Here is a 22,317-nt window from a genome sequence, read left to right on the forward strand (position 1 = left end):
GATCCGACGACCATGAACCAGATGTCGTCCTGGGCGATCAAGAACCCGATTCCGATCATCCTGCTGTTCCTGCTGCTGACGCTCGGCGGCGTGGTCGGCTTCATGGGAATGCGGATCAATCAGAACCCCGACATCGACTTCCCGCTGGTCGCTGTCACGGCCGCCCGCCCCGGCTCGGCGCCGGCGGAGATGGAGGTCCAGGTCACGCGCCTGATCGAGGATTCGCTGGCGGGCCTGTCGGGCGTGCGCCACATCACCTCCAACATCACCGACGGCGTGTCCTCCACGACGATCGAGTTCGAGCTGGGCACCGACACCGACCGCGCGACCAACGACGTGCGCAACGCCATGACGGGTCTGCGAGCCAGCCTGCCCCAGGACATGCAGGAACCGGCGGTCCAGCGTATCGACATCACCGGCGACGCCCTGATCACCTATGTGGTCCGCTCGCCGACCATGACGCCGGAAGAGATCAGCTGGTTCATCGACAACGAGGTCAGCCGGGGCCTGCTGGCGCTTGGCGGCGTGGGCCAGGTCAACCGTTCAGGCGGGGTGGATCGCGAGATCCGCGTCGAGCTGGATCCGCAACGTCTGGCCGCCTATGGCGTCACCGCCGCCGAGGTCAGCCAGGCGCTGAACAACGTCAACAACAACCTGCCGGGCGGCCGCGTCACCATCGCCGGGTCCGAGCGGGCCGTGCGCACCCTGGGCGCCGCGACATCCGTAGCGCAACTGCGCGACACCCTGGTGCCGCTGGGCGACGGCAAGACGGTGCGTCTGGATAACCTGGGCACGGTCGAGGACAAGTGGAGCGAGCCGCGCCGCCTGGCCCGCTACAACGGCCAGGAGGCCGTCACCTTCAACTTCCTGCGCTCGCGCACGGCGTCCGAGGTCAAGGTCGCCGAAAAGGTCCGGGAAGCGGTCAAGAAGCTCGACGACGCCAATCCCGAACTGACGATCAGCCAGGTCACCGCCAGCGTCGAACAGATCGAGGAAAGCTATCTCGCCTCGCTGGAGGCCCTGCTGCTGGGCGCGGTGCTGGCGGTCATCATCGTCTTCATCTTCCTGCGCGACTGGCGGGCCACCTTCATCGCGGCCATGGCCATGCCGATGTCGCTGATCCCGACCTTCGCCATCCTGGGCCCGCTGGATCAGTCGCTGAACGTGGTGACGCTGCTGGCCCTGTCGCTGACCATCGGCATTCTGGTCGACGACGCCATCGTGGAGATCGAAAATATCGTCCGCCACATGCGCGACGGCAAGCCGCCCTATGACGCCTCGCTGGAGGCGGCCGACGAGATCGGCCTGGCGGTCGTGGCCACCACCGCCACCATCATCGCCGTCTTCGCGCCCGTCGGCTTCATGCCCGGCATCATCGGCCAGTTCTTCAAGGCCTTTGCGCTGGCGGCCTGCGTCTCCGTGGCCTTCTCGCTGCTGGTCGCGCGGACGCTGACGCCGCTGATGGCGGCCTTCATCCTGAAACACACCAACCACGAGGACCGCGATCCCTTCTGGATGTCGGGCTATCTGAAGGCCCTGCGCTGGTCGCTGGGCAACCGGTGGAAGGTGTTGATCCTCGGCATCCTGTTCCTGGTCGCCTCTGTGGGCACGGCGGTCGTGGCCAAGATGTCGTTCGAGTTCATGTCGCCCGGCGACGTAGCCCGCGCCGCCTTCCAGGTCGAACTGCCGCCCGGCTCGACCCTGCGCCAGACCGACGCCGTGGTGCAGCAGGTCACCAAGAAGCTGGAGGCCCGCCCCGAGGTCGTCTCCGTCTATGCCGCCGTCGGCGGTCAGGACGTGACCCAGGCCAATGTCTATGCCGACCTGACGCCCAAGGGTGATCGCGACCTGAGCCAGCAAGCCTTCGCCCGCGCCATGGTGGACGAGCTGAAACAGATCCCCGGCGCCCGCATCCGCGCGGGCATCGCCCAGCAGGGCGGCGGTCCCGGCGACGGCACCAGCTACACCTTCTCGATCCTGAGCGATAACCCGGATGCCCTGAACGCCGCGGCGCGCAAGGTTGAAGAGGAAATGCGCGGGGTTCCCGGCCTGGCCAACATCGTCAACTCGGCCGCCATCGCCCGTCCCGAAATCCTGGTCACGCCGCGTGCCGACGAGGCGGCCCTGGCCGGCGTCTCGGCCGGCGCCATCTCCCAGGCCGTGCGCGTCGCCACAATCGGGGACATCAATCGCAACCTGCCCAAATATAATCTGGGCGACCGCCAGATCCCGATCCGCCTGCAACTGACGCAAGGCGCGCGCGAGGATTTGTCGGTGCTGGAAAACCTGCGCGTGCCGGGCAACAACGGCGCCTCGGTGCCGTTGAGCGCCGTCGCCGACATCCAGTTCGGCGCCGGTCCCGCCACCGTCACTCGCAAGGACCGGTCGCGGATCGCCTCGATCAGCGCCGAGCTGGACGGCATCGCCACCGGCGCGGCCGGGGCGGCGGTCGACCGCCTGCCCTCGGTCCAGAACCTGCCCGCCGGCGTGCGCCAGGTGCCGGCCGGCGACGCCGAGTTCATCCAGGAGATGCTGACCGGCTTCGGCATCGCCTTCGCCTCGGGCATCCTGCTGATGTATGCGGTTCTGACGCTGCTGTTCAAAAGCTTCGCCTATCCGATCACCATCATGGCGGCCCTGCCGCTGGCCATCGGCGGCGCCTTCATCGCCCTGGCCATCGGCGGCGCCAACTTCTCCATGTCGGCCCTGATCGGGGTGCTGATGCTGATGGGGATCGCGGCCAAGAACTCCATCCTGCTGGTCGACTACGTCATCATGGCCGAGCGGGACGGCATGCCGCGCCACGAGGCCATCATGGACGCGGCGCACAAGCGCGCCCGCCCCATCCTGATGACCACCTTCGCCATGGGGGCGGGCATGGTGCCCATCGCCATGGGGGTCGGCGCCGACGTCCAGTTCCGCTCGCCCATGGCCATCGCCGTGCTGGGCGGACTGATCTCCTCGACCTTCCTGTCCCTGCTCTACATCCCGGCGATCTTCACCATCGTCGACGACATCGCCGGCTGGGGCCGCCGCATCCTGCACCGCAAGACGGCCGGGCAACGCGAGCTGGCCAAGCCGAGGCCGGGGACAGTGGTGAAATAGAGAGAGCTGCCGCTTGTCTCCTCCCCGTTCGCCGCTTGGCGAATGGGGAGGGGGACCGCGAAGCGGTGGAGGGGCTCTTGAAGTTCGCACCCCGTCTGGGGTGAAGAACCCCTCCGTCTCCTCGCGAAGAGCTCGGATCCACCTCCCCATCGCTACGCGACAGGGAGGAGACTTTCACGACCTTCTTCTGGCCGAGAAATGGGCGTTGAACCGCTATCAGAGCAAGGGCTTGATCCATCGAATACTGGTCAGATCGACAACTTTCAGGTCGATGTCGTCTCCCGCTGTTGTGCCGTATTGAAAGCCTTCAAGGCAATCTGGATAGCCGTCTTCAAGCCAAAGGATGAAGCCCATGAGCAGGGTTTCGCTGCCCACAGAAACCTCACCATCCGGTCCGTCCAACATACGCTCTGGCCATGTAACTGGCGGCTTGTCCTTCCCCACATCAAACGACGTATAAAAGCCGTGGCCAGTATTATCCCGCTCGGAAATACGAGCGGCAGATAAAAGTTTGCGAAGCGCCTCGCCTATGCCGGGCTGATCATCACAAATGATAGCGAGCACTGTCCGCTCAAGTTCTGTGAACTCTGACATTGGCCCTCCAGAACTAGAGACTACGCGTCACATCGAATGTCGCCTATGGGGCGGACGCGGAAATGAGCGTTCAGTATAAGAACGGCCTTCCCGCTTCCCCCGACCAACACACCCCCAAACAAAAGGGCCGGCCGGTTTCCCGGTCGGCCCTTCGTCGTTCAGCCTTGGGGGCTGACGATCAGTATCTCACTTTCAGAGTGACGCCATAGGTGCGCGGGGCGCCGAGGTAGGCGTTGTAGGTCGCCGTGTCGGTGGCCTGATTGTAGAAGGTGCCGTTCGCCTGGGGCGTCGCTGTGTTGGTGAAGGCCGTGCCTTGTAGAGGCGCGGCGAAGCCGACCTGGGTGTATTTTTCCTGCAGCAGGTTCTGGGCCCACAGGTCCACGGTCCAGCGCTCGTCTTCGGAACCGATCGAGATGCGGCCGTTGACGACGGTGAAGGCGTCCTGGTTCTTGTAGGGCAGCAGGTCCGAGCCGGTGTTGTATTCGGTCGAGTATTTGGCCGACAGGTTGAACCCGCCGCGCAGGCCGCCGCCCAGCGAGCGGTCGAAGGCCAGGGCGCCCGTGACCGACCATTCCGGGGCGAACGAGGCGCGCGCGCCCGGCAGCAGCGACAGCTGCGGGAAGCGGCCGGGGCTGGACAGGTCGCCGGCGCCGAACTGACCGTATTTGGCGTCGGTGTAGGTCACGCCGCCCTGGAACGACAGACCCTCGACCGGGGTGAACCAGACCATGTCGGCGTCGACGCCGCGCGAGGTCAGTTCCGGGATCGATTCCACCACGAAGGCGGTGCCCAGGAAGGTGTTGAGCTGGAAGTTCTCGAACTTCTGATCGAAGTAGGTGAGGTTCAGCAGCATGGTGCGGTTGAACAGGGTGGTCTTGACCCCCGCCTCATAGCTGTCGACCGTCTCGGCGGCGAAGAACAGCGAGGCGTCCGGCGTCACGCCCGTCTGCACCCGATCCATGTTGTAGCCCGCGCCCTTGTAGCCGCGCGCATACGAACCATAGACCATGATCGACGGGTTGAACCGGTAGGACGCCTTGATGGTGCCCGAGATGTCGGTGTCGCTGAACTTCTCCTGGATCCGGCGATTGTCGTAGAGCGGGTTGGACCAGGGAAGGCACAGCAGGCCGAGCGCCGCCGCCGGGGTGGCGACGTTGGCGGTGCCGGGGATCGGCGAGACCGTGCGGTTGGCCGGGTTCTGGTTGGCCAGAGCGCCGCCGCAGGCCGCGCCGTTGCTGCCCAGATTGTCCTGCACGCCCAGCAGCCGCTTGCTGTCATAGGTGTAGCGCAGGCCCAGGTTGATGTCGAAGGCCTCGGTCACCCGATAGGTGTTGTTGGTGAACAGGGCCACCGACTCCGAGCGCTGCGAATAGTGGTCCTGATAGGCCTTGCCCGGCGTGAAGGTCGGGGCGGCGGCGCTGGGCGGCACAGCGCCGATGACGCACAGCGGCTGGCCCGCACCCGCGCCGGCCGTGCCGACCAGGAAGCCGTTCGGGTTGGTGAAGCAGCCCAGGCGCGACGGGCTGGGACCGCCGACGGCGGCCGGCAAAGACGCCGTCAGCAGGAAGGAGGCGAAGGCGTTGTAGTCCGAGCCATAGACATAGCTATCGTCGCGATAGACGCCTTCCTTGGTGGCGAACAGACCGACCAGCCAGTCGAACTTGTCCGTCGTGCCCGCCAGGCGGAATTCCTGCGTCAGGTTGTCGACGCCATAGCCGTTGGAGCCGTCGTTGGCGCGGTACAGGATGTCGGCGCCGGTGTAGTCGAGGTCCATCCCCTGCTGGAACGACCAGTCGCGCCACGAGGTCTGGGACGTCAGGGTGGCGTTGATGCTGGGGAAGTCGATGGTGGCTTCCGCCGACAGCCCCATGTCCTCGATCTCTTGCGGGGTCTCGCGGTTGGAATAGGCCAGGCGCGAGAAGGGCACCGGGCCAAAACCTGCGACGGGCGGCCGCTGACCGGGTCCGTTCGGCGCGGTCAGGGCGGCGATGAAGGCCTGGGTCGGGCCGACGCGGGTCTGGACGGCGGCGCAGCAGAACTCGTCGCGCTTGGTGTAGTCCGCGATCAGGCGGATCGAGGTGTTGTCGCTGGGCAGGATCAGCAGTTGACCGCGCGCGGTCGTATAGTTCTGCGTATTGTCCTGGGTCATGGTGCGCGGACCGTCGCCGACGTTGACGCCGTAGAAGCCGTCACGCTCACGATGGGCGACGAACAGGCGACCGGCGACCTGATCGGTCAGACCGCCCGTGACGGAGACCGAACCGCCGATGGCGCCGAAGTTGCCGCCGGTCAGTTCCGCCGAGATCGACGGATCGAACGACGGGCGCGCGGTGATGATGTTGATGACGCCGGCCGAGGTGTTCTTGCCGAACAGGGTGCCTTGCGGCCCCTTCAGGACCTCGATGCGGCTCAGTTCGCCCAGGTCGCCGAAGCCGACCGAGTTGCGCGAGCGATAGACGCCGTCGATCACCACGCCGACCGAGCTTTCCAGGCCGGGGTTGTCGCCCACGGTGCCGGCGCCGCGGATACGGACGGTGGTCGAGGCTTCCGACTGGGTCGAGGTGACGGTCAGGCCGGGCGTCAGGATCTGCAGATCCTTGATGTCGCGCACGCCGGCGCCGTCCAGCAGTTCCTGCGACAAGGTCGTGACCACGATCGGCACGTCCTGCAGGCTCTGTTCGCGCTTCTGGGCGGTGACGATGATGTCGTCGACGGTCGCCGGGGCGTCCTGCGCGGCGGCGACGCCGGCAAAGCCCCCGACGAGGCCAAAGACGACTGCGCCCACGACAGCGGCGGACACAGTGGTTCTGAGTTGAAGATTGCGGCGCATAGGCGTCCTCCCGGCTGAAGCCACAACCGCACCAGGCGATCACGGCGTTTCCTGTTCCCATCGACGTCCCCTTCTTGGAGGATCGTTCGTTATCGACAGGCTAAGCGCGCTTCGGCCCCCCCGACAAGCGAGCGTTGTTACCCGCGACGATTTTTCGCCGTGGATTCGCCTTTGTGTGTCAGGGAAGAGACATAAAAGCCTGACGTTAGGTCAGTTTTTGCCCATTTTTCGGCCCCAAGGGCTCGACCTCAGGGTGCAGGGCGGCCGGGTCGGTCTGGCGGCGCCGACCGGCGAAACCCAGCACGACGGCCGCCGCGATCGCCGACAAGATCGAGCCGCCGATGACGCCCAGCTTGACCTCGACCTGCTCGGGCGAATCCACCGCGCCGGGGAAGGCCAGGACGCCGATGAACAGGCTCATGGTGAACCCCACACCGCACAGCAGGGAGACTCCATAGACCTGAAGCCAGCTGGCGCCCGTCGGCCGCGCCCCGATCTTCAGCGCCGAGGCCAGCCAGGCGGCGCCCATGACCCCGATCTGCTTGCCGAAGAACAGGCCCAGGGCGATGGCGATGACCAGGGGCGCGAACGCCTGCTCCATCGACAGACCGGCGAAGGACACGCCGGCTTTCGCGAAGGCGAACAGCGGCAGGACGAGGAAGGCGTTCCACGGGTGCAGGTCGTGCATCGCCTCCTTCAGCGGGCTCTGGCCGTCTTCGACGCGGCCCTTGATCGGCACGATCATGGCGAAGGCCACGGCGGTCAGGGAGGTGCTGAGGCCCGACAGCACCGTCAGATACCAGACCAGGGCGAACCCCAGCACCCAGAAGGGCGCGGGAATACGGATTCGGTGCGCCGCGACGGCGCCGACGGCCAGGGCGCCCAGGGCCCAGAGCAGCGGCGTCCAGTTCGCCCCCTCGCTGAACAGCACGGCGATCAGGGCGATGGCGCCCAGGTCGTCGACGATGGCGAGGGTCAGCAGGAAGACCCGCAGCGACGACGGCAGCCCCTTGCCGACGAAACCGAAGATGGCCAGGGCGAAGGCGATGTCGGTCGCCAGTGGAATGGGCCAGCCGGCATGGGGCGCCCCCATGGTCGCGGACAACAGCAGATAGACCGCCGCCGGTCCCGCCATGCCGCCAAGCGCCGCCAGCACCGGCGTCGCCAGCTTGCGCGGGTCGCTCAACTCGCCACGCACGATCTCGTATTTGATCTCCAGCCCCACCACGAGGAAGAAGATCGCCATCAGCCCTTCCTTGATCCAGTCGGAGATCGTCTCCTCCAGCCGGATCGGGCCGATCTGAAGCACGTGATAACTCTTCAGCCAGGCGAAATAGTCCCCGCCCCAAGGCGAGTTGGCGACCACCACGGCGGCGATGGCCGCCAGCGCCAGGGCCGAGCCGGATGCGGCCTCGGTCTTGAGGAAATCGAGTGTCAGTTTGCGCGCCACGGCGGCCTCCATCGAACAACTGAAGCTGTCGTGACGCCAGGTTATCGACGGGCGTCGGACCGGATTCATCGCCCTTTCGGAGCGCGCCGGCCTGGCCGCACGGAGCGACCTGATGGCTGGGGGCAGGATAGGGGATGCGGCCTGCCAAGCCAACCGCCCCTCCCCCTTTCGTCATTCTCCGGCGAGCGCAGCGAGACCGGGGAAGCCAGCGGCGCCGAAGGCGATGCGGCCGCCGCACCATGCTGGGACATCCACTCCGCGACAGGGTCGCGCTCACGCGCGCCGCTGGCTCCCCCGGTCGCTTCGCGCCGGAGGATGACGAAAGAAGAAGAGGACGGTTGCGCTCTCCCCTTCGGACACGCACCTAGCGGCCATGCCCGTCTCCCCCGCCTACCGCCCCGAACCGCGCTTCTTCGACCTGGGCGCGGACTATGCCGATGCGGTTCAGGCCGCGGACTTCCCCAAGACGATCTTGCGGTTCCGCAACGACCGCGCCGCCGCCGAGGTCGGGCTGGAGGGGCTGAGCGAGGCGGAATGGATCGCCGCCTTTGGCCGGTTCGAGCCCCTGCCCGGCCAGCCCGGACCGCTGGCCATGCGCTATCACGGGCATCAGTTCCGCCACTACAATCCCGATCTGGGCGACGGGCGCGGGTTCCTTGCGGCTCAGATGCGCGACGCCTCGGGTCGGCTGCTCGATTTGGGGACCAAGGGCTCCGGCCGGACGCCGTGGTCGCGCGGCGGCGACGGGCGGCTGACGTTGAAGGGCGGGGTGCGCGAGGTGCTGGCCGCCACGATGCTGGAGGCGCAGGGCGCGCCCACCAGCCGGGCGTTTTCGCTGATCGAGACGGGCGAGGCGCTGGAACGCGGCGACGAACCGTCGCCGACGCGGTCCGCCGTCCTGGTGCGGCTGTCGCACAGCCATGTGCGGTTCGGGACGTTCCAGCGCGCCGCCTATCTGGGTCGCCGCGACCAGATCGAGGCGCTGATCGAACATGTCCGCACCCTGTATCACCCCAGCGTCGTCGCCGGGGACGCGCCCGGCCTGCTGACCGCCATCGTCGAGGTCTCGGCGAAACTGACCGCGCGCTGGATCGCGGCGGGGTTCGTGCACGGGGTGCTGAACACCGACAATCTGAACGTCACGGGCGAGAGTTTCGACTATGGCCCCTGGCGGTTCCTGCCCGAATACGACCCGGCCTTCACCGCTGCCTATTTCGACCAGACCGGCCTGTATGCCTTCGCGCGCCAGCCGGAGGCGGTGTTCTGGAACCTGACGCAACTGGCGGGGTGTCTGAAACTGGTCGCCGATGTCGAGCCGCTGACCCAGGCGCTGAACGGATTCGGCCCGGCCTATATCCGCGAACTGCGCGCGGCCTTCCTGATGCGGCTGGGGGTGCGCAGCCTGGGCGAGGCGGCGGATCAGCGGCTGGTGGATGCGACCCTTGCCCTGTTGCGTGAGGGCGGCGCGGCCCTGCGGTGGGAGCCGGTCTTCTTCGACTGGTTCGGCGGCTTCGCGTCGTCGGCGCGCGCCCTGTCGGGACCGCGCGTGAAATCGTATCAGGGCGAGGCCTTCGACGCCTTCCGCTTCGCCCTGCTGGAGCACGAGCCCGACCGCATCGAACGGCTGGAACATCCGATGTTCGCCGCGCGCGAACCGGAAGAGATGCTGATCGACGAGGTCGAGGCGATCTGGGCCGCCATCGCGACCGACGACGACTGGGCGCCGTTCCGCGCCAAGTTGGCCCGGCTAGAGGCCGCCCGCGTCGCCTGGGGCTTCAGCGCGTGACGCCGAACCTTACGAAAGCTTCATCTCGTTTATCGATAATGTTCTTGTCCGTTTATCGATAAATCCATATCGATAGTCACCAAGGCGGTCGCGGAGGGCGACCCGATTGGAAGAGCTATCAAGATGAAACTCGTCGGCAAACGGTCGGCCGCCAGCGCCCTGCGGTGGCTGCTGGGCTTCTTCAATGTGTTCGTGATGCTGGGCGCGGTGGGCATAGGTGTCGTCTTCCTGTTGACACTGGTGATTCCCAGCTTCGGCGCAGGCGTCATAGATGCCCTGAAAGGCGCCCAGAGCGACCCCGGGCATGCTTTCGAAATCACCGGCCGCCTGACCTTGCTCGGCGCCGTTATGGCCTGCGGCTTCACCTGGTGGATCATCAACCGGCTGCGGCGTATCCTGCTGTCGGTCAATCAGGGCGACGCCTTCGAGTTCGCCAATGTCAAACGGCTTCAGGCCGTGGGCCTGGGCCTGATCGGCATTCAGTTGACCGCGCTTCTGCTGGTCTTCGTGGCGCCGCAGAGCATCGGCCAGTCGCCGTCAGACTATGACTTCGACCTGGGGTCCTGGCTGGGCATTCTGGTGGTCTTCATCCTGGCCGAGGTGTTCCGGCAGGGGTCGGCCATGCGCGACGAACAGATGACCACGGTCTGAGAGGGGCGCGCCATGATCATGATCCAGCTGGACCGCCTGCTGCTCGAACGCCGCATGTCCCTGACCGAACTGTCCGACCGCGTCGGGGTGACGATGGCCAATCTGTCGATCCTCAAGACCGGCAAGGCCCGCGCCGTCCGCTTCTCCACCTTGGACGCCCTGTGCCGCGAGCTGGATTGCCAGCCCGGCGACCTGATCGTCCAGACGCCGGGGGTGCAGCCGGAGGACTGACCGAAGGAAAGCATCATTGTCGCGATGTAAATGACGCTTGACTTGCCATTGAAGCAAATCGTAAAGCTCCCTTGTCACAACGACAGGGGAGCTTGTCATGAAACATCTCGAACGCGCCGACTACACCCACGACCAGAAGACCGTTATTTCCATCGCCGCGGCCCTGGCCGCCGTCAGCCTGACCGCCAAGGTCGACACGCCCCTTTGGCCCAGCAGCCTTGGCGCCCCGCCCTCGTTGGGCCTGGTCGTCATGCTGATCGGCCTGACGCTGGCGATGATCCATTATAATGGCGTCTGGTGGCGCGGGCTGGACGAGACGGCGCGCCACGCGCACCGCAAGGCCTGGTGGACGGGCGGCAATCTGGGCGTCGTCGCCGGCGCCGCCGCACTGGTCGTCCTGCTGAGCAAGGGCGTGACCCTGACGGCGCCGCTGCTGCATGGACCCGCCGCCTGGGCGGTGACCGGCTTTCTCTGCCTGCTCGGCGGCCAAGCTGTCGGCTATGGTCTGGCTCTGCCGCTGAATCGAAAGTCCGCATGAGCCGGGTCGCCAATCGCGTGCAGGACCTGCGCAGCCAGCAGCAGCTTTCCGTCGCCCAACTCAGCCAGCGGATCGGTGTGTCACGCCTGACCCTGCGTGCCATCGAAACGGGTCTCTATGCGCCGTCCCTGACCCTGGCGGTCCGCCTGGCCCGCACTCTGAACCATCCGGTCGAAGACCTCTTCGCCGTCTGATCCGGCGGCGGCGCATCCCGCGTCGCGCCACACCCCTTCAAACCAAGGAAAACGACCATGAATCTCCAGATCACTCTGGGGCGCGCGGCTTCGCGCGTCCAATCCATCGGCGCCGGCATGGCGCTGGGCCTCGCCGCCTGGGCCGCCATCTTCGCCGGCGAAGCCTATGCCGAGACGCCCGTCGCACCTCCCCCCGTGGCCTTGGCCCCCATCGCCCGCGCCGCTGGCGACGGCCCGCCCCTCTGGGTCATCCGGGACGCGGATTCCACCGTCTATCTGTTCGGCACGATCCATCTGCTGAAGCCCGGCACGGCCTGGGGATCGGACAAGGTGGACGCCGCCTTCGACAGCGCGACCGATGTCTGGTTCGAGGTCGTCAACCCGGACGACCAGGCCGCCATTGTGCCGATAATCCAGCAATATGGCCTGTCGCCGGAACGCCCCCTGTCCAGCTGGCTGACGCCAGACGAACTGGCGACCCTGGCCAAGGCCGCCCCGGCCGCCGGCTTGACCGCGCAACAGATTGATCCGTTCCGGCCCTGGTTCGCCGCCCTGATGATCGCCACCGGCCCGCTGACGGCGGCGGGTTACGACCCAAAGCTGGGCGTCGAGATGAATCTGCGAACCCGGGCGCTGGCGGCCGGCAAGACCATCCACGGCTTCGAGACCCTCGACCAGCAGATCGGCGGCCTGGCCCGGATGAGCGACGCGGGTCAGATGACCTATCTGCGGCACTATCTGAAGACCTATGACAGGGCCGCCGCCGATCTGGACGGCGTCGTCGCCGGCTGGATCGCAAGCGATCAGGCCGCCATGGCGCAATATGCGCACGAGAACGGACGCGCCATCTCCGAAGAGACGCACCAGATCTTCATGGCGCGCCGCAACGCCGACTGGGCCGAGCAGATCGAGGCCCTGCTCGCGGGATCCGGCACCAGCTTCATCGCCGTGGGTCTCGGCCACCTCGCGGGCGACGACACCGTGCAGGACCTGCTGGCCGCGCGAGGAATCTCGGTGATCCGACAATAGGGCGCCGCGCGTATCGGGGTTGTGGGGCGTCGGGAATCGGACCAGATGCCCCGGCCTGTAACACAAAGTCATCAACCGATGTCATCCGCTGATGTCATCGCCTGATGACAAATATCGAAAGCGCCGCTATATCCCCTCTTGCGAACGGCGACCCCCAATCCGATATCGCGACTGTTACGAAATCAGGTTCCTCCCCCGATGACCACCTCAACCTTCACCACCGCCCCCTCGCGCAGCCGCGCCGCCTACGCCAACATCGCCCTTTGGACGCTGCAGGGCTGGATCGCGATGTTCTTCATCGCCGCCGGCTACGCCAAGCTGACCGAGCCGATGACCAACCTCATCAATCTGATGGGCTGGCCGGCGGTCGCGCCCGAGAACATGGTGCGCGGTCTGGGCGTGGTCGAGATCGTGCTGGCCATTGGCGTGCTCAGCCCTCTGATCTCGTGGCGCATGGGACGCCCGCTGCTGATGACGGCGGCGACCGGCCTGGTCGTTCTGGAATCGACCATGCTGATCGTCCACGCCCTCAGCCAGGACTTCGGCCTGGCGGCGGTCAACGGCGTCCTGCTGGCCTTCACCGTCCCGGTTCTGCTGGGTCGCCGCAGAGCCTAAAGTTCTGGGCCTGATACGGCCTTTCCGAAAGAGATCGAACGCCGGGCCCCATCCCCCCCTCAGTCCGGCGTTTGCGCCCGGAACCTCCCCCCAGGTTCCGGGCTTTTTCCTGGTCGCTGCGACGCCCGCGACAGCGGGCTTGGTGCGAGCGGAACGGTTCGTCACAACGATCACGACGGAGCCACAGCGTGCACAACGACATTCGTCGTGTTCGTCGTGAACCCGCCGTGCCCGTTGTGATGAACGAGGCCCGCCAGCGCGGGTGGCTCGGTTCCAAAAGCACTGATGAAAAAGCTTACCCTTACGTGCGCGTAAACCGCTTCCCTTTACGCGCACGTCAAGTTATGTTGGGTCATGGCCACCGCCGACGACCACCGCACCTATTCCATCCGCCAGCTCTGCCGCGAGTTCGGAGCCACGGCGCGCGCCCTGCGATTCTATGAGGACAAGGGCCTGCTGACCCCTGCGCGCAAGGGCCAGACCCGCGTCTATGACGCCCGCGACCGCGCCCGGCTGAAACTGATCCTGAGGGGACGCCGCATCGGCTTCACCCTTCAGGAGATCCAGGACATGATGGATCTCTATGATCAGAAGGATCACAACGTCCATCAGATGGCCGTGGCCCTGGTGCGGCACCGCGCCCAGATCGCGGCGCTGAAGCAGCAGCTGGAAGACATCGAAGGCGCCATCGAGACGGCCGAACAGGCCTGCAACTGGATGGAATCCAAGCTTTCCGAACACCGCCCCGACCTGCTGCCGGGCGCCGAAGACTATGAGAAGCTGCTGCGCGCGCGTCTCAACCACGACCATCACCACCCCTTCAAAGCAAGAGCGTAATCCATGGCCTACAAGGCGCCTGTCCGCGACTTCACCTTCATCCTGAACGAAGTGCTGGAGATCGACCGCTACACCAACCAGCCGGGCTTCCAGGACGTCTCTTCGGATCTGGTCGGCCAGATTCTGGAGGAAGGCGCCAAGTTCGCCGACGAGGTCATCGCCCCGATCAACAATCCGGGCGACAAGGAAGGGTGTCACTGGGCCGAGGGCGGCGTGGTGACCGGTCCCAAGGGCTGGAAGGAAGCCTACAAGGCGATGTCGGAAGCCGGCTGGATGGCGCTGGCCGCCGACCCGGCCTACGGCGGCCAGGGCATGCCCAGCGTCGTCGCCTCCGCCTTCGGTCAGATGACGGCCGGCGCATCCGCCGCCTTCTCGATGTATCCGGGCCTGACGGCCGGCGCCTATGCCGGCATCCACGCCAATGCATCCGAAGAGCTGAAGCAGAAATACCTGCCCAAGATGGCGACCGGCGAATGGTCGGGCACGATGAACCTGACCGAGCCGCAGTGCGGCACCGATCTGGGCATGGTGCGCACCAAGGCCGTGCCGAACGGCGATGGGTCGTATTCGATCACCGGTCAGAAGATCTGGATCTCGGCCGGCGAGCACGACTTCGCCGACAACATCATCCACACCGTCCTGGCCCGCGTCGAAGGCGCGGTTCCGGGCATCAAGGGCCTGTCGCTCTTCGTCGTGCCCAAGTTCCTGGTCAACGAGGACGGCTCGCTGGGCGAGCGCAACACGTTGGAATGCGCCGGGCTTGAGCACAAGATGGGCATCCACGGCAACGCCACGGCGGTCATGCAGTACGACGGCGCCAAGGGCTGGCTGATCGGCCAGGAAGGCCGCGGCATGAACAACATGTTCGTGGTGATGAACGAGGCCCGCCTGGGCACCGGCCTGCAAGGTCTGGCCATCGGCAACGCCGCCTATCAGGCCGCCGTCGAGTTCGCCAAGGACCGCCTGCAGGGCCGCAGCCTGACCGGACCCAAGAACCCGGACGGCCCGGCCGACTCGATTATGGTCCACCCCGACGTGCGCCGCATGCTGCTGGAGGCCCGGGCCTTCGTCGAAGGCGGCCAGGCCTTCATCCTGTGGACCGCCCTGCACGCCGATCTGGAGAAGTCCGAAGACGAGGCTGTGGCGACCAAGGCCAAGGATTACATGGGCCTGCTGACGCCCGTGCTGAAGGCCTATCTGACCGACAAGGGCTTCCACGTCGCGTCGCTGGGCATGCAGGTCCACGGCGGTTCGGGCTACACCGAACACTTCCCCGCCTCGCAGTATCTGCGCGATGCCCGCATCACCATGATCTACGAGGGCACCAACGGCATCCAGGCGCTGGACCTGGTCGGCCGCAAGCTGCCCGCAGCCGGCGGTCGGGCGATCATGACCTGGTTCGGCGAGATCGACGCCTTCGTCGCCGAGAACAGCGGCAATGAGGCCATCAAGCCCTTCGTCGACGGTCTGGCCGACGCCAAGGCCAAGCTGCAGGATGGCACCATGTGGCTGATGCAGAACGGCATGGCCAACCCGGACAACGCCGGCGCCGCCTCGACCGACTATCTGAACGTCTTCGGCATCACGGCGCTCGCCTATATGTGGGCGCAAATGGCGAAGGCGGCGCAAGCCCAGGTCGAGGCCGGATCGACCGACCCCTACTACGCCACCAAGCTCCAGACCGGCCGCTACTTCGTCGAGCGCATCCTGCCCGACGCGGACGCCCACCTGAAGAAGATGAAGACCGGCGCCGACGTGCTGATGGCCATGCCGGCCGAGGCATTCTGAGGAGCGACGCCCTAACGGCTCTCCCTCCCCCCGCGGGGGAGGGTGGTCGAAGCGAAGCGGAGACCGGGTGGGGGCGGCAGGGCGACACGCACTCCGATCTAGGCCGCTTCACCTTGCCGCCCCCACCCGGCCGCTGCGCGGCCACCCTCCCCGGACGGGGAGGGAGAATGTTGGAGTGACCTCATGAACATCCTCAACAGCCCCGACCCCGATTTCATGCGCGAAGAGGAGATCACCCTCTTCTCCGACAGCGTCGGCAAATGGATCGACGAGCACGCGCCGCCGGAAAAGGTCCAGTCCTGGATCGCCAACTCCAGCGTGCCGCGCGACCTGTGGACCCAGGCCGGGACCGACGGCCTGTTGGGCCTGTCCATGCCCGAGACAGACGGCGGCATGGGCGGCGACTATAGGCACGAGGTCGTGCTGATGCGCCAGCTGGGCTGGAAAGGCGCGGACCATTTCGGCATCTCGCTGCACAACGCCATCGTCGCCCCCTACATATGGCATTACGGCACCGAGGAGCAGAAGGCGCGCTGGCTGCCGCGCCTGGCCTCGGGCGAACTGGTCGGCGCCATCGCCATGACCGAACCGGGCGCCGGCTCCGACCTGCAAGGCATCAAGACGACGGCGGTCAAGTCGGGCAACGGCTATGTCGTCAACGGCTCCAAGACCTTCATCACCAATGGCCAGCTGGCCAACTTCATCATCGTGGTGGCCAAGACCGACCCGGCCGAGGGCGCCAAGGGCACGTCGCTGATCGTGGTCGAGACGGATGGCGCAGAAGGGTTCGAGCGCGGTCGGAACCTGCACAAGATCGGCATGGAGGGGAACGACACCTCCGAGCTGTTCTTCAACGAGGTCAAGGTTCCGGGCGACAACATCATCGGCGGCGGCGAGGGCCAGGGCTTTGTCCAGCTGATGCAGCAACTGCCGCAGGAGCGGCTGAACATCGCCGTCCAGGGCGTCGCCGCCGCCGAGCGCGGGCTGGAGGCGACGCTGGCCTACGTCAAGGAACGCAAGGCCTTCGGCAAGCGGGTGATCGACTTCCAGAACACCCAGTTCAAGCTGGCCGAGGTCAAGACCAAACTGACCGTCGCCAAGGTGTTCGTCGACCATTGCATCGGCCTGCACCTGAAGGGCCAGCTGGACGCCGCCACCGCATCCATGGCCAAATACTGGGTCACCGACATCCAGGGCGAGACCCTGGACGAGATGCTGCAACTGCACGGCGGCTATGGCTATATGAACGAATACGCCATCGCCCAGCTATACAAGGACGCCCGGGTCCAGCGCATCTACGGCGGCACGAACGAGATCATGAAGCTGCTGATCGCGCGGACGCTGTGAAAGTCTGAGACTCACCACTTGCGACAACGTACGGAATCTCGTACATTAGCGGCATGAACGCGATGTCCGTCACCGATCTCCGCAAGAACCTCGCCTCGGCTATCGACCGAGTGACGGCGGATCACGACTATACGATCATTACGCGCGAAGGCGGCAAGCCGGCGGCGGTATTGATGTCGCTGGAGGACTTCGCCTCCTGGCAAGAGACGGAATATTTGCTGCGTAGCCCGGCGAACGCTGAGCGTTTGCGCAAGTCCATCGCCGAACTCGACGCGGGTGGCGGTCAGGTGCGCGACCTGATCGAATGAAGCTGACGTTTCAGGAAGAGGGCTGGGAGGATTATCTCCATTGGCAATCCACCGACAGGAAACTGCTCAGGAAGATCAATGGACTGATCCGTGAATGCCTGCGAACTCCTTTCACGGGGACCGGCAAGCCCGAACCGCTGAAAGGCGAGTTCTCGGGTTGGTGGTCGCGCCGTATCGACCAAGAACACCGACTGGTCTATCGCGCGACTGAAGACACCCTGCTGATCGCTCAGTGCCGCTACCATTACGCCAGATGATACGTTTGCATGTGAAGGGTGACCTGAAGGCCGCCGCCCCCGTCGCGCCGACGTTGGACCAGTCGCGCTATCTGACCCAGGTCATGCGGTTGAAGGTCGGTGACGATCTGCTGGTGTTCAACGGCCGCGATGGGGAGTGGCGCTGTTCCGTCGCTGAAATCCTGAAGAAGGGCGTCATCCTCCGCGCTGATGGACAGGTGCGCGCTCAGACCTTCGGCCCCGATCTGGAGCTGATCGTCGCCGTGGTGAAGAAGGCGCGGGTCGAGACCATCGTCGAAAAGGCCGCCGAACTGGGCGCGCGCCGGGTGCGGCTGGTGCTGACGAAACGCACCAACGCGGACCGTATTCGCCTGGACCGGCTGGACGCCATCGCCGAGGAGGCCGCCGAACAGACCGGCCGCATGGACGTGCCCGCCGTCGATGATCCGATGAAGCTGGACGCCCTGCTGGACGGCTGGGAGACGGGCCGTCGACTGATGTTCTGCGACGAGACCGGCGGCGCGCCGGCGATGTCGGCGCTTATTCCTCCCCCATCGGGGGAGGGGGACCGCGCGCAGCGTGGTGGAGGGGGCCGGCCCCGGACACCGAGCCTGGATCAGGCCCCCTCCACCCCTTCGGGGTCCCCCTCCCCCGATGGGGGAGGATTTGTCGGACAGCCCTGGTCCATCCTGATCGGTCCCGAGGGCGGTTTTTCGCCGGAAGAGGGCGAACGACTGCGGTCCCTGCCTTTCGCCACAGCCGTCTCGCTGGGTCCGCGCATCCTGCGCGCCGACACCGCCGCCATCGCCGCCATGACCCTGTGGCAGGCGGCCGTGGGTGATTGGGAACGATAGGTGCGCCCCTCAAGCAGCGAGCCGCCGCGCGGCGCGCGTCTGGGAAAGAACAAAGCCCTCTTGAGCCTTGCCGTAATCTTGCCCATCTAGCCGCGACACACGGTCGCTTACGATGCGCCCGAAGGGACTGACGCATGACCGACAACACGCCGCTGACCCGGACCGTCCTCATTGAGGCCATGTCCAAGGGGGCCAAGCCCAAGGACCAGTGGCGCATCGGCGCCGAGCACGAGAAGTTCGGCTTCGACAAGACCACACTGGCGCGCCCCGCCTACGAGGGTCCGAACGGCATCAAGGCCATGCTGGAGGGTCTGCAACGCTTCGGCTGGTCGCCGGTCGAGGAGAACGGCTTCCTGATCGGGCTGGAGCGTCGCAACGCCGAGGGCTTCATCGCTTCGGTCAGCCTGGAGCCGGGCGGTCAGTTCGAACTGTCGGGCGCGCCGCTTCTGACCATCCACGACATCTGCAACGAGACCGGCCAACACCTGATGGAGGTCAAGCAAGTCGCCGACCAGATCGGCGTCGGCTTCCTGGGCGCCGGGTTCGACCCGCTGTGGACGCGCGAACAGGCGCCGGTCATGCCCAAGGGCCGCTACGACATCATGCGCGCCTATATGCCCAAGGTCGGGACGCTGGGCCTGGACATGATGCTGCGCACCTGCACCATCCAGGCCAATCTCGACTTCGATTCCGAAGCCGACATGGTGGCCAAGTTCCGCACCTCGCTGGCGCTGCAACCGGTCGCCACGGCCCTGTTCGCCTGTTCGCCCTTCACCGAGGGGCGGCCCAACGGCTTCCTGTCGGCCCGCGCCAATGTCTGGACCGACACCGACGCCGACCGCACGGGGATGCTGGGCTTCGTGTTCGAGGAGGGTTTCGGCTTCGAGCGCTACGCCGACTACGCCCTGAACACCCCGATGTATTTCGCCAAGCGCGACGGCCATTACGTCGATGCCTCGGGCCAGTCGTTCCGCGATTTCCAGGCCGGAAAACTGCCCGCCTTGCCCGGCCAGTTCCCCACGATCAAGGACTGGAACGACCATCTGACCACCCTCTTCCCCGAGGTGCGGCTGAAATCCTATCTGGAGATGCGCGGCGCCGACGGCGGTCCGTGGAGCCGGATCTGCGCCCTGCCCGCCCTGTGGGCCGGCGTCCTGTACGACGCCCCGTCGCTGGCCGCCGCCTGGGATCTGGTCAAGGACTGGGACATCGCCGACCACGAACGCCTGCGCCGCGACGTGACCCGGCTGGGCCTCAAGGCCGAAGTCGCCGGCCGCAGCGTGCGCGACATCGCCGTGGACCTGGTCAACATCGCCAAACAAGGCCTGAAGAACCGCGCCAAATTCTCGGGCGGCATGGTGGACGAGCGCGGCTATCTGTCCGAACTGGAAGACATCGCCGACAGCGGCGTCACCCCCGCCGAACGCCTGCTGGACCTGTATCACGGCGCCTGGCAGGGCGACGTGAAGCGCATCTACGCCGACTTCGCCTATTAGGGCATGGTATAGTCTGAGCAGTCCTGCAGCTTGCTGTCAGGGCGGTATTCGCCTGCCGCCGCGTCGAAGGTGAAGCGGCGGCTGTAGCTGCATTTCGGATCACGCACGGTGACCAGGTCGGCGGGTTTCAAAGGCGGCTTTTCCAGCGAGTCCTCGGAACGCGAGGCGCCGCGCGGATAGGCGGTCGCCGTGGTGACGTAATCGAACACGGGCATGTCGCCCGCCTCGCCTGAGGCCGTCAGCACGGCGTCGAAACTGTATTCGTCGTGACAGGCGCCGGCCCGCTGCTCCATGTCTTCTTCGCTGAAACAGGCGCGGATTATCAACGAACCCCGGATCGGCACGGTCAGCACAGGCGCGGCGCCGGCATCGCCCTTCGCGTCCAGCCGATAAAGACGCAGCTCCGTCGCCTGCCCGCCGCCGCCCGAATACATGCTGCTGCTCCCCATCTCTACCCCGGCCAGATATCCGCCGTGCGCCAGCCGCATCAGGCCGACCCAGGGCTGATAGGTCTCTACCTCGCCCGACGCATTTTCCGGCGGGGTAGGCAGGGCGTCGGGTGTGCGCACGACAGGGCTGAAGAATGGCTCGCCGCCGCGCGTCTCGTATACCAGACCGACGCACAGGCTCTGATCGGCTGTACAGGCCCGGTCGTCGGTCAGGGTCAGCGGTTCAAATCGATCCACGGCTGCCGGGGATTGCAGGGCGGCGATCAGGGCGAGGGCGAAAATCATGGTTCGATCCTAACCGACCCTGCGCAGTGCGCCATCCCGTCATCCTGCCGGGCTGAAAAGGCAAGCTTAACGGATGCGGCCTAACGTGGGTCTCAGTTGAGGGATTGCGTCATGACCTGTTTGCCCGTTGCGACCCTGGCCTTCCCCACCGCCGACGTGGACCTGGACACCTTCTTCGACGTGTCGCTGGATCTGCTGGTGGTGCGAGAACTGGACGGGCGGGTCGTCAAGGCCAGCGCCTCATGGCTCACCATCCTCGGCTATCACCCCGAAGAAATCGAGGGCCGCGACCTGCCCCGGCTCGTTCATCCCGACGACCAGGCCGTCACCCGGCACAGCATCGTCGAGGTCGAAAGCCGTCGCCCCGGCGATCCCGTCCTGGGCCAGATCAACCGCTATCGCCACAAGGCCGGCCATTACGTCACCGTGGAATGGCGCGCGCACCGGCTGGGGAACCGGGTCTATGGCATCGCCCGCGACGTGACGGAAAAGGTCGCCGCCGAGCAGGCCCTGCGCGAGGCCACCGCCGCCGCCGAGGCCGCCAACCACGCCAAGTCCGACTTTCTCGCCAATATGAGCCATGAAATCCGCACGCCCCTGAACGGCGTCATCGGCATCGTCGACGCTTTGTCGCGCACGGATCTGACCCCCGAACAGGCCGAGATGGTGGACCTGATCGGTAGTTCGGGCGTGACGCTGGAACGGCTGGTGTCCGACATTCTGGACGTGTCCAAGATCGAGGCCGGCCATCTGGATTTGGAGACCCGTCCCTTCGACCTGGACGAGGCCCTGGCCGCCCCGCTCGACGTCATGCGCCTGCGGGGCGAGGCCAAGGGCCTGACCTTCGACATCCGCCGCGACGCCGATGCGCGCGGCCTGTTCGTCGGCGACAGCACCCGTATCCGCCAGGTGCTGGACAATCTGTTGTCCAATGCGATCAAGTTCACGCATCAGGGCTCAGTCGGCGTCGCCATCGCGGTTGACGAGGATTCCGACGGCCTGACCCAGTTGACGCTGCGGATCGAGGACACCGGCGTCGGTTTCTCGCCCGATCATGCCGCCCGCCTGTTCGACCGGTTTAGCCAGGCGGATACGACCATCACCCGCCGGTTCGGCGGCACGGGCCTGGGCCTGTCGATCTGCCGGTCTCTGGTCGAACTGATGGGCGGACGGATTTCCGCCGCCTCGACGCCGGGGGTGGGCAGCCGGTTCATGGTCGAAATCCCGCTGACGCGCGCCGCTTCCCTGACCGACCACGATGCGCGACAGCGCGCCCGCGCGGCCGAGGCCGAACGGCCCCTCGCCGCCCTGCGCGTGCTGCTGGCCGAGGACCACCCCGTCAATCAGCGCGTGGTCCAGCTAATCCTGGCGGCCCACGCCATGCAGGTCGTCACCGTCGGCGACGGCGAACAGGCCCTCGCCGCCTTCCAGGCCGAGACCTTCGACCTGGTGCTGATGGACATGCAGATGCCGGGCATGGACGGCCTGACCGCCACCCGCGCCATCCGCCGGATGGAGGCCGACCGCCCCGCCCAGGCCCGCACCCCCATCGTCATGCTCAGCGCCAACGCCATGGCCGAACACCGCGACCAGGCCCAGGCCGCCGGCGCCGACCTCCACGTCCCCAAACCCATCACCGCCGCCAGCCTGCTGGCCGGGATTCAGGCGGTGATGGCGGCCTGACCGACGGGTTG

Annotated in this window: 20 protein-coding genes; 16 read left to right on the forward strand and 4 right to left on the reverse strand. The window is 66.3% G+C overall.

The features are described from left to right. Positions 1–12 precede the first annotated feature (12 nt). Positions 13–3,105: an efflux RND transporter permease subunit gene (locus WC597_RS06705; RefSeq protein WP_372692550.1), complete on the forward strand. Its 3,093-nt coding sequence runs from the start codon at positions 13–15 to the stop codon at positions 3,103–3,105. A gap of 216 nt (positions 3,106–3,321) precedes the next feature. Here the strand turns inward: WC597_RS06705 and WC597_RS06710 are convergent, their stop codons facing one another. The 3 genes from WC597_RS06710 to nhaA form a co-directional block, all read right to left on the reverse strand. Then, a complete protein-coding gene (locus WC597_RS06710) occupies positions 3,322–3,699 on the reverse strand; it encodes a hypothetical protein (protein ID WP_372692552.1) in 378 nt (125 codons plus the stop codon). 178 nt (positions 3,700–3,877) lie between these two features. Beyond that, a complete protein-coding gene (locus WC597_RS06715; RefSeq protein WP_372692553.1) occupies positions 3,878–6,529 on the reverse strand; it encodes a TonB-dependent receptor in 2,652 nt (883 codons plus the stop codon). A gap of 205 nt (positions 6,530–6,734) precedes the next feature. Further along, entirely contained in the window at positions 6,735–7,979 is a 1,245-nt protein-coding gene (gene nhaA, locus WC597_RS06720; RefSeq protein ID WP_372692555.1) for a Na+/H+ antiporter NhaA, read from the reverse strand. Between the two features lie 373 nt (positions 7,980–8,352). On the opposite strand from nhaA, the gene WC597_RS06725 reads away from it, so the two are divergent. The 14 genes from WC597_RS06725 to WC597_RS06790 all read left to right on the forward strand — a co-directional run bounded on the left by WC597_RS06725 (position 8,353) and on the right by WC597_RS06790 (position 19,889). Continuing rightward, positions 8,353–9,765, forward strand: a complete 1,413-nt coding sequence (locus WC597_RS06725) for a protein adenylyltransferase SelO (protein ID WP_372692556.1) — start codon at positions 8,353–8,355, stop codon at positions 9,763–9,765. A gap of 123 nt (positions 9,766–9,888) precedes the next feature. Continuing rightward, positions 9,889–10,416, forward strand: coding sequence for a DUF2975 domain-containing protein (locus WC597_RS06730; RefSeq protein WP_372692557.1), 528 nt, complete (start codon positions 9,889–9,891; stop codon positions 10,414–10,416). 12 nt (positions 10,417–10,428) lie between these two features. Next, positions 10,429–10,647: a helix-turn-helix domain-containing protein gene (locus WC597_RS06735; RefSeq protein ID WP_372692558.1), complete on the forward strand. Its 219-nt coding sequence runs from the start codon at positions 10,429–10,431 to the stop codon at positions 10,645–10,647. Positions 10,648–10,744: 97 nt separating this feature from the next. Then, positions 10,745–11,185 carry a hypothetical protein gene (locus WC597_RS06740; RefSeq protein ID WP_372692560.1) on the forward strand — a complete coding sequence of 147 codons (441 nt, stop codon included), beginning with the start codon at positions 10,745–10,747 and terminating at the stop codon, positions 11,183–11,185. Continuing rightward, on the forward strand, positions 11,182–11,379 hold the full coding sequence (locus tag WC597_RS06745) for a helix-turn-helix transcriptional regulator (protein ID WP_372692561.1): 198 nt from the start codon (positions 11,182–11,184) through the stop codon (positions 11,377–11,379). The genes WC597_RS06740 and WC597_RS06745 overlap by 4 nt, the downstream gene beginning before the upstream one ends. Before the next feature lie 57 nt (positions 11,380–11,436). Continuing rightward, positions 11,437–12,408: a TraB/GumN family protein gene (locus tag WC597_RS06750; RefSeq protein WP_372692562.1), complete on the forward strand. Its 972-nt coding sequence runs from the start codon at positions 11,437–11,439 to the stop codon at positions 12,406–12,408. A gap of 198 nt (positions 12,409–12,606) precedes the next feature. Next, a complete protein-coding gene (locus tag WC597_RS06755; RefSeq protein ID WP_372692563.1) occupies positions 12,607–13,023 on the forward strand; it encodes a DoxX family protein in 417 nt (138 codons plus the stop codon). A gap of 354 nt (positions 13,024–13,377) precedes the next feature. Beyond that, on the forward strand, positions 13,378–13,860 hold the full coding sequence (locus tag WC597_RS06760; RefSeq protein WP_135193530.1) for a MerR family DNA-binding transcriptional regulator: 483 nt from the start codon (positions 13,378–13,380) through the stop codon (positions 13,858–13,860). Positions 13,861–13,863: 3 nt separating this feature from the next. Then, the gene (locus tag WC597_RS06765) at positions 13,864–15,648 is read left to right on the forward strand and encodes an acyl-CoA dehydrogenase C-terminal domain-containing protein (protein ID WP_372692564.1); all 1,785 of its coding nucleotides are present in this window, start codon (positions 13,864–13,866) and stop codon (positions 15,646–15,648) included. Between the two features lie 183 nt (positions 15,649–15,831). Then, positions 15,832–16,995, forward strand: coding sequence for an acyl-CoA dehydrogenase family protein (locus tag WC597_RS06770; RefSeq protein WP_372692566.1), 1,164 nt, complete (start codon positions 15,832–15,834; stop codon positions 16,993–16,995). Between the two features lie 62 nt (positions 16,996–17,057). Continuing rightward, positions 17,058–17,303, forward strand: coding sequence for a type II toxin-antitoxin system Phd/YefM family antitoxin (locus WC597_RS06775; RefSeq protein WP_372692567.1), 246 nt, complete (start codon positions 17,058–17,060; stop codon positions 17,301–17,303). Beyond that, on the forward strand, positions 17,300–17,560 hold the full coding sequence (locus WC597_RS06780) for a Txe/YoeB family addiction module toxin (RefSeq protein ID WP_372692568.1): 261 nt from the start codon (positions 17,300–17,302) through the stop codon (positions 17,558–17,560). The genes WC597_RS06775 and WC597_RS06780 overlap by 4 nt, the downstream gene beginning before the upstream one ends. Further along, positions 17,557–18,393: a 16S rRNA (uracil(1498)-N(3))-methyltransferase gene (locus WC597_RS06785; RefSeq protein ID WP_372692569.1), complete on the forward strand. Its 837-nt coding sequence runs from the start codon at positions 17,557–17,559 to the stop codon at positions 18,391–18,393. Before WC597_RS06780 ends, WC597_RS06785 begins: the two co-directional genes overlap by 4 nt. A 134-nt stretch (positions 18,394–18,527) precedes the next feature. Further along, entirely contained in the window at positions 18,528–19,889 is a 1,362-nt protein-coding gene (locus WC597_RS06790) for a glutamate--cysteine ligase (protein WP_372692571.1), read from the forward strand. On the opposite strand, the gene WC597_RS06795 is transcribed toward WC597_RS06790, so the two are convergent. Then, a complete protein-coding gene (locus WC597_RS06795; RefSeq protein ID WP_372692573.1) occupies positions 19,886–20,623 on the reverse strand; it encodes a hypothetical protein in 738 nt (245 codons plus the stop codon). The genes WC597_RS06790 and WC597_RS06795 overlap by 4 nt on opposite strands. 111 nt (positions 20,624–20,734) lie before the next feature. Here WC597_RS06795 and WC597_RS06800 point away from each other — a divergent pair, with 111 nt between their 5' ends. Beyond that, positions 20,735–22,306, forward strand: coding sequence for an ATP-binding protein (locus tag WC597_RS06800; protein ID WP_372692575.1), 1,572 nt, complete (start codon positions 20,735–20,737; stop codon positions 22,304–22,306). The last annotated feature ends 11 nt before the right edge of the window (positions 22,307–22,317 follow it).

The organism is Brevundimonas sp. (assembly GCF_041648115.1).
Taxonomy (GTDB): domain Bacteria; phylum Pseudomonadota; class Alphaproteobacteria; order Caulobacterales; family Caulobacteraceae; genus Brevundimonas.